Here is a 15,069-nt window from a genome sequence, read left to right as displayed (position 1 = left end):
TTACACTTTCCGGGAACCTAGGTATCACAACAGCGCACCTTCTTATTATGGGGTAAGAGGCTTTCGTGGGATGCTAAGAGTCTGACTTTGAACAGATGGTTTCCGAAGAAACGGATTTATGGGCATGAGCATCACAAAAACATTTGTCGAAGCAGTTTATATAGTGCAAAAAAATCGACATATATTCTTATAATGAAAATATTTAATGGTGATTAAATAATAACAACTTATTGCTTCTTTCAAAAACCCTAGAAACAAGCGTCCTTGCGGGATCAAATAAATCCCTTGAAAAATTTCTTTTTTAAAAAATAATTTAAAAGTGGTTCCAAAAGCCTTCGAAAGGTGTATAATACATTTGAGCATAAAATAAGCGGAGGTGTATTGATGAATATGTTACAGTTGGAACGGATGAAAAATGACAACGGTTTTATTGCCGCCCTGGATCAAAGCGGAGGCAGCACACCAAAAGCGCTGGCAATTTATGGCATTCCCAAAGAAGCATATGCGGATGAAGCTGAGATGTTTCAAATGGTTCATGAAATGCGAACAAGAATTATGAAAAGTCCTGCCTTTACTAAAGAAAGAATTCTGGCAGCTATTTTATTTGAAAAAACGATGGACTTAAAAGTGGATGATAAATACAGTGCCGATTATCTTTGGGATGTTAAAGGAATCGTACCAATATTAAAAGTGGATAAAGGGTTGTTGGATCAGGAGAATGGTGTTCAGTTGATGAAACCGATTGCGGATCTCGATGCTTTGCTGGCCCGTGCGAAAGAACGGCATATCTTTGGAACCAAAATGCGGTCCGTTATCAAAGAAGCAAATCCAACTGGCATTAAAGCCATTGTTGATCAACAATTTGAAGTCGGGCAGGCGATTGTGGCAGCCGGTTTTATTCCAATTCTGGAGCCGGAAGTGGATATTCATACTCCCAACAAAGCGGAAGCGGAAGCGATCCTCAAGCAGGAAATTCTTGAACACCTGAAAGCGCTGGAGCCAAGTTGTCAGATCATGTTTAAGCTGACCATTCCCGATATTGATAATTTCTATCAGGAGGTAATTGCCCATCCGAATGTCGTTAGAACGGTTGCCTTATCCGGCGGGTATTCCCGGGAAGAGTCCAACATCAAACTGACTAAAAATCCGAAACTGATTGCCAGTTTCTCAAGAGCCCTGACCGAAGGTCTCAATGTTAGTCAGAGTGATGCAGAATTTGACAAGGTATTAGATGAATCGATCCAATCGATTTATGAAGCTTCGATTAAATAGATGACGGGATTCTGAATTATCAGTGATAAGAGAGCGTAGTGTAACACGCTCTTTTTTTGATCGATTTAAAAAGCAAAAAGGACGTTTTGTTTGTCAGCTCAGAAACAACATGTTACAATAAATAAACAATCGGTAGTCGTTGTTTATGTGTAAAAGCCAAACAGCGAAGATGTGACAAAAAAACAAAACTGGAGGCTGAAGATGAATGATCTGTTGCTATTATGTGGCGCTATGCTTATCGTCGTGTATTTGATCATATTATCGAGGACAATAAAAAATATTGAGCCATCAATTAGACTGTCAAATGCCTTTGTGGCAGTGGCCTGTTTATTGATCTGTTTTTCACATTCGGGTTATATAAATTTTATCATGCTGCCGTGGGAAATCATTAGTATCAGGACCGTTTTTTTTAATTTTGGACTGGTTGCTTTCCTGGTCGGACTGTTTATCATGTTTGTCGAACTGCTTAAAGATCCATTGTTTAAGTATTCACCATATGTTGTTATCGTTGGCCTAAGTTTATTGACGATGTATGCCAAAATTGCCATACCATTCGGCTGATAGCCATTGGCATTTAGTTTGCTTCAAATGATTTCATGTTTACAAGGCAATGTTTTATAGAAAATTGTGCGATGAATAATGAGAGGTGTTCGTGATGGAAGAAAACCTGATTGCCCCCTGCGGTATGAATTGCAGCTTATGTGTCGCCTATCAAATGAAAAAGTATGATTTAAAAAAACAGGGTTTTAATCGGAAATACTGCCCCGGCTGTATTCCAAGGGGTGAAAACTGCACCCATATGGGTGACAGCTGTGAGCTTTTAAAAAATGGGCAGGTTCGTTTTTGTTATGAATGTCGTGATTTCCCCTGTAAGCGCCTAAAGGGCCTTGATAAGCGTTATCGGACCAAATATCATATGAGTATGATTGAAAATCTGAAGGCGCTGCAGAAAAATGGAATGGCGGCGTTTCTAAAAAGCGAAACAAAGCGGTGGGCATGTCCTAAATGTGGGGAACCAATTTGTTGTCATAATGGGCTCTGTCTGCAGTGTGATCTTGAGACTTTGCGAAAAAATAAACGCTACCGCTGGAATGAGGAGGAAAGATAATTGAAAACAACTCTACGCAAATGGAAAATGACAGATGCGGAGCCACTTTCAGAGATGCTAAACAACCCGAAAATTCTGGCGAATCTACGGGACGGCTTACCCTATCCCTATACCATTGACGATGCAAAAGGATATATAAAGGCCATGCTGGATGCCGATCAGGATCAAATCTTTGCATATGCCGTTACCGATGGCAATCGGGTCATTGGCAGCATGGGGGTGTTTCGCAAAGAAAACATCCATTTTCGAACTGGCGAACTGGGTTATTACATCGCCGAACCCGATTGGGGTCAGGGACATGGAACCCGGGCGGTTAAACAGATCTGTGAACTGATTTTTGAAACAACCGATATCATCCGGATTTTTGCGGAACCGTTTGTTAGAAATCTGGGATCATGCCGGATTCTTGAAAAAGCTGGCTTTCAGCCGGAGGGAATCCTCAGAAAGAATGCTGTCAAAAATGATCAGATAGAGGATATGAAACTTTATGCGTTAATTCGGGAATAACGACAAAACGATGCTAGGAAATGAATGCGTCAGCAAAGCCATTGATTTTATTATTGACAACCTGAATGAAGAAATCACCATCACTGATGTGGCGGATTATTGTCATCTATCCAAGTATTATTTGTGCCGGATTTTTAAAGCCGAAACCGGCGAAGGGGTCTATGCGTTTATCAAGCGGTTGAAAATGGAACAAAGCGCAATTGAAATGAAGCTCGGCAAAGATAAATCAATTACCACCATCGGAAGCAGATATGGCTATAGTTCGTCAAATTACAGCTCTGCTTTTAAGAAGCACCATCACCTTGCTCCGGCAGAATTTCGCAAAACCGTGAATACCAGCGATGCCCCTCATCCCTATCGTCCCGATCAACTGGCACGATTTCAGGCCTTCGAGACATATGACCGGAAGATTGAGATCCAACAGATAGCCGAATTTCGGGTGATTTACGAACGGTATCTGGGAAACTACCTTGATCTGGGTGCCCAGTGGGAAGCTTTTACGGCCAAACACCAAGCCGAAATTCATGCCGATACCCTCCTCATTGAACGTTACTATGATGATCCGGCCATTACCCGGGTCGGCCAATGTTTATACGATTTGTGTATGACTATCGATGCCAACGGTGAGTGTTCCAACAGCACGATGATCGGCGCTGGAAAATTTGCGGTTTACCGCTTTGATGGGCTGATCAAGGATATCTATGAAACCCTTCAGGGCATTTATAATATCTGGCTGCCAGACAGCGGTTATGAAATGGATGAACGCTATGGTCTTAATATTTATCGCCAAATTGACCGAGCGCACAGCCAGGTGATCATGGATTTATGCATTCCCGTTAAATAGCGCAAGAATTCAGAAGTAAGAAGACAGATGTTCTTTTATAATGATAAGTGTCAAGAGACAGGGGTCGATTTGAAAGAGGTTTGTTTTTATTGGAAAATAAACAAATAACGGCCTGCTTCAAAAAGCCAAACGGATGATAAAACAAAAACGGAGGATGTTAATATGTTTGATATCAGAAAAATTCAGGAACAGGTTATTTTTCAGGCGGTCAAAGACCAAAGCAATGAGGCGGTTGCCAAAGCAATCGTAGTTGGGTCGGATGAATTGGAGGATAACTCGAGCTGGGTTCAAGCGACAATGAAACGGTTGGAAAAGCAGTTTGATCACGATACGGTTGTGCAGATTCGCAGAAACTGTCAGTGTGGCTACGGCATGGATGAGCGCTTGGCGCTACTTAACGAACTGGTCGCTGAATCAGCGAGTCTGGAAGAATTCGGGAGTCAGGCCAAAGCCAATGCGGCAGGGCTTTATAGTGATAATGGGGAGCTCTATCTCCAGTTTCCATTTTGCCCTTGCCCAATGTTAGAAGGGGTTGAGCGACTGGAGACGGATACCTGGTGTCAATGCACCACCGGCTACAGCCAGGTGCTTTTTGAAAAAACATTCCAGTGTCAAGTCGAGGTGGAGCTTCTAAAAAGTGTTAAAATGGGTGATGACAAATGTTTGATGAAAATTATTCCTGAAAAAGATATCTGGAAGTAAAGATCAACATGCTAACAGGAGAAATAACTTAGATTTCAAAAATACCTAAACCGGTGCTGGAAAAAAATGCAGTATCGGTTTTTTTTGTTCAAGGAGGAATACTGTTTGATTTGATGTGGGAGAAGCTAAACTATGGATTCAAGAATCCCGGCAGCAATAGTCTGTTTAGAAAGAATTATTGTCGTTGAATTCAGACAGTTAATAGTCTTACACCGTTTGTTTGTAGCTAAAAAAACAGGTGTTGTTGCAGTTGTCAGAAAACAAACTAAGACAAGCTGATGAAAATAACAAATGAGGCGTTTTTTATGGCAAAAAACTTTTCTCAGGATTAGGATCCGTAATTTTGAGAAAAGGCATCAACATGAGTATAGGTATTATTAAAGATAAATAAAGCGTGGTCATCAACAGCATAACTGATCATCCCAAGGTTATCCAGCGTGCCAATGAGTTGATCACTTTCAAAGCGCTGTCCGTTCGTGAAGACAAGTAGCCCCGAGACATCTTCATAAGTATAAACAACCTTCACCCATTTCCCCAGAGTGCGGTTTTCAATAATAACCTGATGATCTGGTGTGAACTCATAGGTTTCATAGTAGCCATTATCGCCAAACAATTCCCACTTGCCGATGAGCTGATTTGGGTCATCAGTAAGTACGGGCAGTTTATTTTCGGCAACCGGTTTGACAGAACAGCCACATAAAACAACAAATAGAAGAAGTAATCCGGCAATCCAAACGTTTTTCGTCATCTTGAGTCTCCCTAGCACACTATAATTTGAAATGACTAAAGTATATAGGTTTAAGAACCTGGTTTCAAGTTATTTGTAAAACAAAACGGTGGTATTTTGGGTTGTTTTAAAATGGTGTTAATTTTTTCAGATCAAAAGACCGTAGAAGTCTTTTATTTCTGCAATAGTTCTTTTCATCGAGGCAAACCTCTGATAAAATGTTCAGTAAATGACAGAAAATTTCTGAAATAGTACAGCAAAAAATAAACAAGCTAAAGTCAGAAAAGCATCAGCAGTTGAGGTCAAGTGTTAGTGACAGCGTAAAAATCTTGGGATTTATAAATTAAAGGAGTAGCAAAAGCAAATGAAAAGAAGAATTAAACTAGCCTGTCTGGTTTTAAGCATGTTGATCACCCTGACAGCCTGCTCAACCGGGGAAAAAACAGCGCTCGATCCTAAAAATCCGGTTTCGATTACCCTGTGGCATTATTATGTGGGGGATAATAAGATTGCCCTGGAAAAAGCGGTGGATGCCTTTAACACCAGTGTGGGTTCCGAAAAAGGAGTGGTGGTTAATGCGGTTGCCAAAGGCAGTGTTGCGGAACTCGAAAAAGCGGTGACTGATGCCGCCAATGGCGTGATCAATGCCGAAGCCATGCCGGATTTGTTCTCCTGTTATCCTGATAAGGCGTTAGAAATAGATGCGTTGGGAAAATTGTGTGATTTAAACGATTACTTTACCGAAGCCGAAAAGGGGCTGTATGTGGAAGAATTTTTAAACAGTGGCCAATTTGATGGCGAGCGGCTACTGATTCTGCCGATTGTCAAAAGTACCGAGCTGCTCTATGTTAATAAAACTGCTTGGAGTGAATTTGCCGCAGAAAGTGGTCTGGATGCCAGTAAGCTTGGCACCTGGGAAGGGGTTTATGCAGCGGCGCAGGACTATTATAAGTGGACTGATGCGAAGACCCCCGCAACTGTCGGGGATGGTAAAAGCCTGATGGGCGTTGATTCGGTGGCAAATTATATCATCATCGGCAACAAGCAATTGGGGGTTGAAGTCATCGATGGCAAAAATCAGCAGGTCGTGTTAAACCGGGAAGTGATGAAAAAGATCTTTGATACCTATTACGGCGGTATGAGCCTGGGTTACTTCAACGCGGTCGGCAAATTCCGGTCAGATGATATTAAGGCCGGGGATCTGGTAGCCTACGTTGGTTCATCATCGGGTGCTGCTTATTTCCCAACCTGGATCGAAAAAGACAATACACAGCAACCCATCGATTTTCTGGCGCTGTCCTACCCGGTCTTTACCGGTGGTAGCCCCGACGCAATCCAGCAGGGGGCAGGGATGAGTGTGACCAACTCGACCCCAGCTAAGCAGGAAGGGGCGGCCGTTTTTCTAAAATGGTTTACTGCAGAAGCGCAGAATATTGATTTTGCCATGACTACCGGGTACCTGCCAGTGCAAGCTGGCGCTTACGAGAATGAAGCCTTTAAAACATCGTTGGAGACTTTAAGTGCTGGAACAGCGGCTGATCAAAATATTGCAAAAGTCTATGAGATCGCTCTGGATCAGATCATGGAACGGGAAACCTATGCGTCACTTCCTTTTAAAGGCAGTTATGAGGTGCGAACGACGCTGGAAAAATCATTGACGGCAATGGGTGAAGCTGGCCGTCAAAATGCTATGGTATTAAAGGAACAGGGCATGTCAGAAGCGGAAATACTGGTAGCGCTGGATCTTAATGCCCGGTTTGAAGAGTGGTTGACCGTTATTCGCAGCCAGCTTGATGAGTCCGGAATAGCCTATGTTGAAAAATAATCAAGCTTAATAAAACAGTTGATAAGGAAACGTACATGAAAAAGACCTGGACCCTTCGAAGACAGTTAAATATATTATTAGCGCTGATTGTCACCTTTCAAAGCCTGGCCTTACTATCGGCGCTGTGGGTATCTCAGGTTTTTTTCATTCTGGATGCTGAAGCGGTACGATTGCTGAATAATACCACCGAAACCCGGAAGAAAACATTTGATGCGTCGGTGGGTCAGACGATTGCCAATGTCACCGGCGAGACCGAACAACTCAATGCCGCCTTAATTTTGTTAGCTCAGCAGCAGGGCAGTACTCCCGATGAGTTGTATCTCAATGATTTGGCATATAATGAAACGGCTTTGCTGGCAAGTCAGTCACTGGTAACAATCCTGAAAGAAAACCAGGTGACCGGGGCCTTCTTTGTTTTGAATGGTTCAAATTCGAATAAAGGTGATTCTGCGGCGCATTCGGCGGTATATATTCGCAACAGCACTCCGGATAGTGGTGCGACGTCAAACTATTTACTGGAAATTGGTCCGATTGCGGTATCTAAACAATACACCATGGCTACCAGCATCCGCTGGAATCTGGATCTGCGTCGGGAAAATTCAGCCGGAGTCTTCGATTTTTATGAGAAACCAATTTGGGCCAGCAGTCAGTTTAAAAATGCTGAAATGGAGCGGTATGGTTATTGGGCACCGCCCCGGGATCTGCTAAAAGACAATCAGCAGGTTGTTACCTATACCTTGCCGCTTCTGGATGAAAATGGGAATGGCTATGGAGTGATGGGGATCGAAATTGATATGCCTTATTTCAGCCAGCATTATCTACCGGATTCTGACTTGCTTTATCACAACAGTTTTTATGTGATTACCCAAATGATTGATCAGACCCTGAATCTGGACTGGTTTATTCCCAGTGGGGTTTTAGCAGAAACCTATTTAAAAAGTGGAGAGCAATTGAAACTCACAAAAGGACAGGACGAGGGAATTTTTGAAACCCGATTGGGAGCACTGGGGACAATGGTTGCTTCCGTTCAGAAACTGAAAGTATATAGTGATAATTCGCCTTTTGCCGATCAGAACTGGACCCTGGCTTGTCTGGTGCCGAAAGATGTTTTGCGGGAAAATTCAGAATCAGTGCGGGAGAAGCTGATATACAGCATTTTGCTGACCACCATTCTGGCGTTTGGGGCCGTTTTTGTATTGGTTTACTTTTTTACCCGGAAGATTTCCCGGTTGTCAAAATATGTTCGGGAACTGTCGCCCTACGATGAGATTTATTTTAAACCCACGGGAATGCGGGAGGTTGATGACCTGACGGCAGCGGTGCAATTGTTAAACCAGCGTTTGATGAATGTCTCCAAAACCACCTCTAAAATTCTAGAATTGAGTTTGTTGCCGATTGGCGGCTACGAAGTATTGGAAAATAGCCAGGTGATCCTTACTGATTTTGTCTATTGGCTGCTCCATCTGGATCCCGGTAGTGTGGTATCTCAGGATGACTGGTCCCGCTACTATCAGCAGGTGACCAAAAAACCGGTGGCAGGGCAGGAAAATATCTATGAGTATTACGATGCCTATACCGAAAAACAGATGTGGCTGCGGATTCTCGAAGCTAAGTCGCCCAATGGGCTGGTCGGGGTGATCCAGGATGTCACCGACGACATTGAAGAAAAACGACGGTTAACCAATGAGCTGGATTATGATGCATTGACAGGGTTATTTAGCAACACCGCCTTGAAACGGGAAGCGACAAGGAGAATAGCAGAAAAACCCAATGAAATTGGGGCGATGATTTTTATTGATCTGGACAATCTCAAATATATTAACGACACCTTTGGCCATGATGTAGGGGATCGGCTGATTATCCGGGCCAGTGAAATTTTCCGCTATTTTGAACAGTATGACGGCATTATTTCCCGGATTTCCGGTGATGAGTTTGCCATTTACCTCCATGATTGCGGCAATCAGGACGAGCTCCGTCAGATAATTAAAAACCTTTATCCTTACGGGAAGTTTTTTTTATTGAACACACCGGATGGTAATGAGAATCAGATTCGTTTTTCGGCGGGGGTGGCCTGGTATCCACAGGATGCCAGCAACGTTCTGGATTTACTGAAACGGTCGGATTTTGCCATGTATGAGGCCAAACACAAGGAAAAAGGTCGTTTGTTTGAATTCAATCGGGAGTATTATCAGCAGATGTCCTACCTGCTGGAAAACCGCGAGGCCATCAATCGCTTGCTTGATGAGCGGCGGATACGCTTTGCCTTTCAGCCTATCGTTGATTTAAAAAGCGGCGAAATTATGGGTTATGAGGCATTGATGCGGCCCCTACTGGACAATTTCAAAAATCCCAGAGAAATTCTAGCCGTAGCGGCAGCTCAGTCAAAACTGGCACAACTGGAACGAATGATCATTTTGATGGCGTTTCAGATCTTTGATGAGTACGCCGAGGAACTTGAAGAACGCAAAATATTTATCAACAGTATTCCCAGCCAGCGTTTGAATGATGAAGATCACCTGTTTGTTGAAACGCAATATCGTCAACATTTCAAACAGGTTGTCATCGAGATTACCGAGGAAGATAGCCGCAACATCGAGCTCTTATCTGAAAAAATACACTATATCAAAAACAATGGGATGGCGATTGCTCTGGATGATTTTGGTAGCGGTTATTCCAATGAGATCCGGATTTTATCGCTGTTGCCGGATATTATAAAGATTGATATGGAGATGATTCAGGGGATTAACAACAATGCGGACAAACAGAATTTGGTTGCTAATCTGGTCGAATTTTGTCATAACAAGGGCGTCAAGGTGGTGGCCGAAGGTATTGAAGCCTCAAATGATCTGGCCACGGTTATTGCGATGGGCATTGATTATGCTCAGGGGTTTTATCTGGGTCGGCCGACGTTTGAGTTTGCGATAATCGATCCGGAATTGCAAAATGAAATTCAGGCATTACAAAAGAAAGTCACCCAAAGTTTATTGGAAGAATGAAACAATGATTAAAAAATGAAAGGGGCAAAAAAATGAAAACCGCTGTTATTTATTATTCACTGGAAGGGAATATGGATTTTATCGCTCAGCAAATTGGAAAAAATGCGGAGGTTGATCTTTATCGACTGAAACCGCAGAAAGAGTATCCCACCGGGAAGATCAGCAAGTATGTGGTTGGGGGGAAAGGCGCCAAATTTGGGGAGTGTCCGGAACTTATCAATCCGGCCATCGATCTGTCAAAGTATGAGACGGTCATTATTGGCACGCCGATTTGGGCCGATACCCTGGCACCGCCACTGAATACTTTTTTCAGAGATTATGATATCACGGGAAAGAAGATTGTTCTGATCGCCACCCATCGTGGCGGTGGTGCAGACAAGTGTTTTGAGAAAATGAAGACCCATCTCGCTGGCAATCAAATTCTTGGCAATTTTGATTTTTTAGAACCCAAACAGCAGCAGGACAAAAATATTAATGAAAAATTAGCACAAATCAGCAAACTGATTGGCGCATAAAATAAAACTGCCTGACCCGACGTCTTGCGGATCAGGCAGTTTTATTCATTCAAAAGAATTTACAGCAATCAGGCCTCTCTGATTTTACGAAGCAGTGGTGTTTTAGTCACGGCCAGCCATAATCCGCCGGAAAGCAAGCCCAGAATAATGTTGAGCCCGCCGATAACGGGAATCAGATGATCCATGTTAAAGGAAATGATAATCATCCCCAAGCTGCCCATGATGGTGGCAAAAGAACCCATCAGTGAAGAGGCTGAACCGGCATCCTCAGGCTGTTGATCCAGCATCAGGTAGGCACTGGGGGGACGGGAGCAACTACCGGCCAATGTAGCGGGAAATAAAGCCAGGGCAAAGATAAAGGGGTTGCTCTGACCGAACAGAATAATCGCCAGACCGCTTAAGATGGTAATGCCAAAACAGAGATTAATGATCGAAAAGCGCTTGAAATGGTTGGATAGTTTGATATAAATCAAGGGTCCCAACAGCATCGCCAGGGCGTTAAAGGCAAAAAAGTAACTGTAAACCTGGCTGCTGGTTCCAAAATCATTTTGATAAATATAAGAAGATGATGAAATAAAGGCCAATCCGGAGATGCTGGAAAGGGAAAAAATAATCAGCAGGGAAGTAAAACCCGGGTTTTTAAGAACGACCCCCAGTCGCCCCAAAGTATGGAGAATATTTCCGGATCCCCGATGTGCGATTGATTCCTGAAAAATGATGGAACCCAAGAGGATAATGAGTCCCAGTAGAGCCTGGATGATAAAGACCCCCCGCCAAGAGGTGAAGGTCAGTAACAGAGCCCCGATAACTGGGGCAACAGCCGGGACAATAATGACCATCGATTGAACCAAGGCAAGAGTTTTCTCTCGCTGTCGTTCATGGTAGACATCTTTGACAATGGCAGTGGCCACAGCACTGGCAGAACCGCCGCCGATGGCCTGCAAAACCCGGAAAAAAATCAGCTGATAAATGCTGCCGGAAACGGCACAGAGTAGGCTGGCAATGGCATAGCCAGTGATTCCGACCAGTAGAATCGGGCGGCGGCCATATTTATCACTGAGCGGCCCCCAAACCAGAATACCGGCGCTAAAAAAGATAAAGAACAGAATCAGGGTCAGATTTGTCAGATATTCGGGAACATTGAAATAGGCAGTCATGGTCGGTAGCGCTGGCAGATATAGATCGGTAGATAGCGGGGCAAAAGCGCTTAGAAAAACCAGGAAGATCAATAAACCCCGATCACCCAGGTATTTTTGTCCACTGGTGTTTTTATTAGAAATAGTTGTTTGTTTTTTCATCGTTTCTCGCATTCCTATAAATTTAAGTGGGTATTACTTATTAACCCTATTTAATATTATAATGCAAATAGATTAGATTTCAAGTAATTATATCGATGGATCAAGATAAAAAGACGGAAGGGATATGTTATCGAATTGGTGGCGATGAATTTGCCATCCTGATGGAAAATACCGAGGAAACAGCCATTAAGCTCAAGATTCTCCAGATGATAAAATATCTGAAATGTGCCGAAAACCAGGTGGAATATCCCCTTGAGGTGGCAATCGGGACAGACGTATACGATGTCAAGACATGGTCAAATCTAACCAAATTTTATCATCATGTCGATCAGCAAATGTATGCAGATAAACTTGAAAAAAAACAAAGGCGCAAAACAAAGCTTACCATTGCGGTACAATAAAACCAGTTGAAGCGGTCTGTTGCTATACAGTATTCTCTTGGCGAGTCCTTAGTTAGGAGAAATTATCGGAACGTTCATTGTAGTTGATGGGTTCCTCAAAACCGTAATAAAAATAAATCTTGACAGAGAGCAAGATTTATTTTATTATTCAATTATCGACCGAAGGTCGAAAGAATGAGAGGGGCTCAATGAAGACTGTCAAAGAAGGAGAAGTCCGCAAACGGGAAATCCTGATGGTGGCCCGGGAGCTTTTTGTCACGAAGGGGTATGAACAGACCTCGGTGAATGATATTTTAAAGGTTGTGGATATTGCCAAAGGTACTTTTTATTATTATTTTGCTTCCAAGGAAGCGGTGCTGGCGGCTATCATCCTGGATATTGTCGAAGAAGGCGCCAAACGGGCGGAACGCATCCTAAAAGATCAATCGGTGCCGCTGATCGATCGGATTATGATGGCGATTATGGCTCAGTCTCCGGAGTTTGAAGGATCGGAGGAAATCAGGGACCAAATGCACAAGGTGGAGAATGCCAAACTGGAACAGCTATACACCAAGGCCATGCTCAAGCGGATGACGCCGCTGTTGGAAGTCGCAGTGGCCGAAGGAATCGCTGCTGATCTTTTTCATCTGGATTATCCAAGGGAAACGATTGAAACCATTTTACTACTGGGACATATGTTGTTTGACTGCAATATTATGGATTGGGAAATGGATGCTTATCCGGTCAAGGTTAAGGGCTTTCTGGCCAATATGGAAAGAATGCTGGGAACCCGAGCAGGAGAACTAGAGGACTTTTTACAAATGTTTGCCTAACTTAATAGATAGGTGGACATTTGTAAAAAATTTTACCCGTGTATCGACCGTGGGTCGATACACGGGTTGATGCGTGATAAAAATCCAGAATAACAGGAGGAACAATTATGAAACGGCAAAAAACACAGGCAGGTAGCGTACAACAACAGCACTCAATGAAGAAGTTTATGATTTTGGTAGCGGGCGCTTTTATTTCCAGCATCGGCAGTGGCTTGACTGATTTTGGGCTTGCCATCTATATTTTAAAGCTAACCGGATCAGTGGGAGCCACCGGTATTTTTGCCAGTTGCGCCTTTTTGCCAGCGATCCTGCTGGCCCCAGTGGGTGGAGTATTGGCGGATCGCTATGATCGACGGTTGATGATGATTCTGGGTGAGTTACTATCCGGATTGGCGCTACTGATCTGCCTGGCAGCGGTGCTAAGCCCTCAGCCCTCCCTGGTGGTAATCTGTATTGGTGTGGGGATCAGCTCAATTTTTTCAGCCCTGACAGAGCCAGCCTTTAAGGCCACGATTACCGACCTCTTGCCGGAAGAAGATTTTGCCCGGGCGGGTGGCATGGTTCAGCTGGCTGGCAGTGCCAAGCTGTTGATTTCTCCAGCCATTGCCGGTCTGTTGCTGCAAGTGACAGCGGTCGGCACCCTGATTATCCTCGATATGCTGACTTTTTTCACCACGGTTCTGATTATCGCATTTGTCAGAAAAGGGTTGACCAGCAAAAAAAGCGCTGCGCTAGGTTCGGGGTTTTTCAGTGAAATGAGCGCTGGTATCAACGCCATCCGGGGCAAAGAAGGAATTATCACGATGATTATTATAATGACGATTACCACCTTCTGTCTGGGATTTGTGCAGATGCTTAGCAAGCCGTTGATTCTGGCCATTGCTGGTGAACGGGAGCTGGGAATTCTGACCACTGTCATTGCCATGGGGATGATGGTTGGAAGCATCGGCATCAGCATGATCAAGCAACCAAAATCTTATCTGTGGATGCTGTCAATGGGATTGTTTGGCTGTGGCGTTTTCTTTGCTCTGATTGGGGTTAGCGAAAATCTAATTTTGATTGCCGGGTTTGGTTTCATGATGTTTGTCTTTATGCCAGCCATCCAGATTGGCGCCGAGGTGCTGATTCGAACTAATTTGGATAATTCGGTTCAGGGACGAGCCTTTGGTCTGATTGGTCTGATTACCCAGATGGGTTATATTCTCTCGTTTTTGGCAGTGGGAATGTTAACCGATGGGATCTTTGAACCGTTTATGCAGGGAGATACCGAATTAGCCATGAGAATCGGTGCCATGATCGGGTCTGGAGTCGGCAGAGGCAACGCCCTGTTGATTATCATCAACGGAATCGGGTTGGCCGTCGTTGGGATCGTGGTAGCTCGGTTAAGAAGTGTCATAACTCTGGAAGCGACGGCTGTAGCAGATGAACGGCTGCTAGAATCCTGGTAGCAATAATTTTCTGATGAGGTTAGAAAAAAACAACAAAGCAGAGTGGCCTTAACAGTTGATTTCCGGCAAGAAATCGACTATTCTTGAACAAGGGAGGTGATAGACGGTGACTCAAAAAATAAAACTCAGACGATTTGAAGATAATGACTTACCCATATTTAAGGAGTGGCTAAAAAAAGACCATGTCAAAAGATGGTATACCGAACCGGAAGACTGGATTGCGGAAGTGACATTGCGAGACAGTACCTTTTCATGGATCACCCACTTCATTGTCGAGTGGGAAGAAATGCCCATCGGGTTTGGCCAGTATTATAAATGTCTCGATGCCAATGAGGCATGCTATTCCCATATCCCGCAGAACGGCACCTACAGCATTGACTATCTCATTGGAGAGGCGGACTGTTTAGGCAAAGGGTATGGCAAAAAGGCGGTTCAATTGCTGACTGAAATGATTTTTGGGCTTTCCGACTCAAAACGGATCGTTGTTCAACCGGAACCTGAGAACCGGGGATCCTGCAAAGCCCTGTTAGCCAATGGCTATATTTTTGATGAACACTACGGGGTTTATCAAAAAGAGAAATAGTTCCTGAAAAGCGGAGACAATTATCGGCACC

16 protein-coding genes are annotated in these 15,069 nt (G+C 43.8%); 14 read left to right on the top strand and 2 right to left on the bottom strand.

The genetic code is table 11. The features are described 5' to 3' along the window. The 7 genes from B3F51_RS16255 to B3F51_RS00630 form a co-directional block, all read left to right on the top strand. Positions 1 to 85 (top strand): DUF4256 domain-containing protein (locus tag B3F51_RS16255; RefSeq protein ID WP_414632356.1); only part of this gene is annotated, 85 nt, incomplete at its 5' end. Between the two features lie 299 nt (positions 86 to 384). After that, positions 385 to 1,272 (top strand): fructose bisphosphate aldolase, encoded by an 888-nt coding sequence (locus B3F51_RS00655; protein WP_286944884.1) that lies wholly within the window; start codon positions 385 to 387, stop codon positions 1,270 to 1,272. A gap of 201 nt (positions 1,273 to 1,473) precedes the next feature. Next, entirely contained in the window at positions 1,474 to 1,833 is a 360-nt protein-coding gene (locus B3F51_RS00650) for a hypothetical protein (protein WP_070370727.1), read from the top strand. A gap of 94 nt (positions 1,834 to 1,927) precedes the next feature. After that, on the top strand, positions 1,928 to 2,380 hold the full coding sequence (locus B3F51_RS00645) for a DUF3795 domain-containing protein (RefSeq protein ID WP_070370728.1): 453 nt from the start codon (positions 1,928 to 1,930) through the stop codon (positions 2,378 to 2,380). Further along, positions 2,381 to 2,887 carry a GNAT family N-acetyltransferase gene (locus tag B3F51_RS00640; protein WP_286944881.1) on the top strand — a complete coding sequence of 169 codons (507 nt, stop codon included), beginning with the start codon at positions 2,381 to 2,383 and terminating at the stop codon, positions 2,885 to 2,887. 10 nt (positions 2,888 to 2,897) lie between these two features. After that, positions 2,898 to 3,731: an AraC family transcriptional regulator gene (locus B3F51_RS00635; protein ID WP_286944879.1), complete on the top strand. Its 834-nt coding sequence runs from the start codon at positions 2,898 to 2,900 to the stop codon at positions 3,729 to 3,731. A 162-nt stretch (positions 3,732 to 3,893) separates the two neighbouring features. Then, positions 3,894 to 4,433, top strand: coding sequence for a DUF6144 family protein (locus tag B3F51_RS00630; RefSeq protein WP_286944878.1), 540 nt, complete (start codon positions 3,894 to 3,896; stop codon positions 4,431 to 4,433). Positions 4,434 to 4,761: 328 nt separating this feature from the next. Here B3F51_RS00630 and B3F51_RS00625 read toward each other — a convergent pair whose 3' ends face one another. Further along, positions 4,762 to 5,181, bottom strand: coding sequence for a hypothetical protein (locus B3F51_RS00625; protein ID WP_286944877.1), 420 nt, complete (start codon positions 5,179 to 5,181; stop codon positions 4,762 to 4,764). Between the two features lie 343 nt (positions 5,182 to 5,524). Here B3F51_RS00625 and B3F51_RS00620 point away from each other — a divergent pair, with 343 nt between their 5' ends. The 3 genes from B3F51_RS00620 to B3F51_RS00610 are packed head-to-tail and all read left to right on the top strand — an operon-like array spanning position 5,525 to position 10,496. Continuing rightward, positions 5,525 to 6,985: an extracellular solute-binding protein gene (locus B3F51_RS00620; RefSeq protein WP_286944874.1), complete on the top strand. Its 1,461-nt coding sequence runs from the start codon at positions 5,525 to 5,527 to the stop codon at positions 6,983 to 6,985. Positions 6,986 to 7,020: 35 nt separating this feature from the next. Continuing rightward, complete coding sequence (locus B3F51_RS00615) at positions 7,021 to 9,981, top strand: bifunctional diguanylate cyclase/phosphodiesterase (protein WP_286944872.1); 2,961 nt, start codon at positions 7,021 to 7,023, stop codon at positions 9,979 to 9,981. Between the two features lie 32 nt (positions 9,982 to 10,013). After that, positions 10,014 to 10,496 (top strand): flavodoxin family protein, encoded by a 483-nt coding sequence (locus B3F51_RS00610; protein ID WP_148638607.1) that lies wholly within the window; start codon positions 10,014 to 10,016, stop codon positions 10,494 to 10,496. Between the two features lie 68 nt (positions 10,497 to 10,564). Here B3F51_RS00610 and B3F51_RS00605 read toward each other — a convergent pair whose 3' ends face one another. Then, positions 10,565 to 11,794 (bottom strand): multidrug effflux MFS transporter, encoded by a 1,230-nt coding sequence (locus B3F51_RS00605; RefSeq protein WP_148638606.1) that lies wholly within the window; start codon positions 11,792 to 11,794, stop codon positions 10,565 to 10,567. Between the two features lie 95 nt (positions 11,795 to 11,889). Here B3F51_RS00605 and B3F51_RS00600 point away from each other — a divergent pair, with 95 nt between their 5' ends. The 4 genes from B3F51_RS00600 to B3F51_RS00585 all read left to right on the top strand — a co-directional run bounded on the left by B3F51_RS00600 (position 11,890) and on the right by B3F51_RS00585 (position 15,038). Beyond that, positions 11,890 to 12,195 (top strand): GGDEF domain-containing protein, encoded by a 306-nt coding sequence (locus tag B3F51_RS00600; RefSeq protein ID WP_148638605.1) that lies wholly within the window; start codon positions 11,890 to 11,892, stop codon positions 12,193 to 12,195. A gap of 188 nt (positions 12,196 to 12,383) precedes the next feature. Beyond that, the gene (locus B3F51_RS00595) at positions 12,384 to 13,007 is read left to right on the top strand and encodes a TetR/AcrR family transcriptional regulator (RefSeq protein WP_286805976.1); all 624 of its coding nucleotides are present in this window, start codon (positions 12,384 to 12,386) and stop codon (positions 13,005 to 13,007) included. 107 nt (positions 13,008 to 13,114) lie between these two features. Further along, positions 13,115 to 14,455, top strand: coding sequence for an MFS transporter (locus B3F51_RS00590; RefSeq protein ID WP_286944869.1), 1,341 nt, complete (start codon positions 13,115 to 13,117; stop codon positions 14,453 to 14,455). A gap of 106 nt (positions 14,456 to 14,561) precedes the next feature. After that, entirely contained in the window at positions 14,562 to 15,038 is a 477-nt protein-coding gene (locus tag B3F51_RS00585) for a GNAT family N-acetyltransferase (RefSeq protein WP_148638602.1), read from the top strand. Positions 15,039 to 15,069 lie beyond the last annotated feature (31 nt).

Origin of the sequence: Acetobacterium sp. UBA5834 (assembly GCF_002435675.1) — a bacterium.
Classification (GTDB): domain Bacteria; phylum Bacillota; class Clostridia; order Eubacteriales; family Eubacteriaceae; genus Acetobacterium; species Acetobacterium wieringae.
The sequence above is the reverse complement of the archived record's forward strand: the minus strand, read 5'-3'. Positions and strand labels throughout refer to the sequence as shown.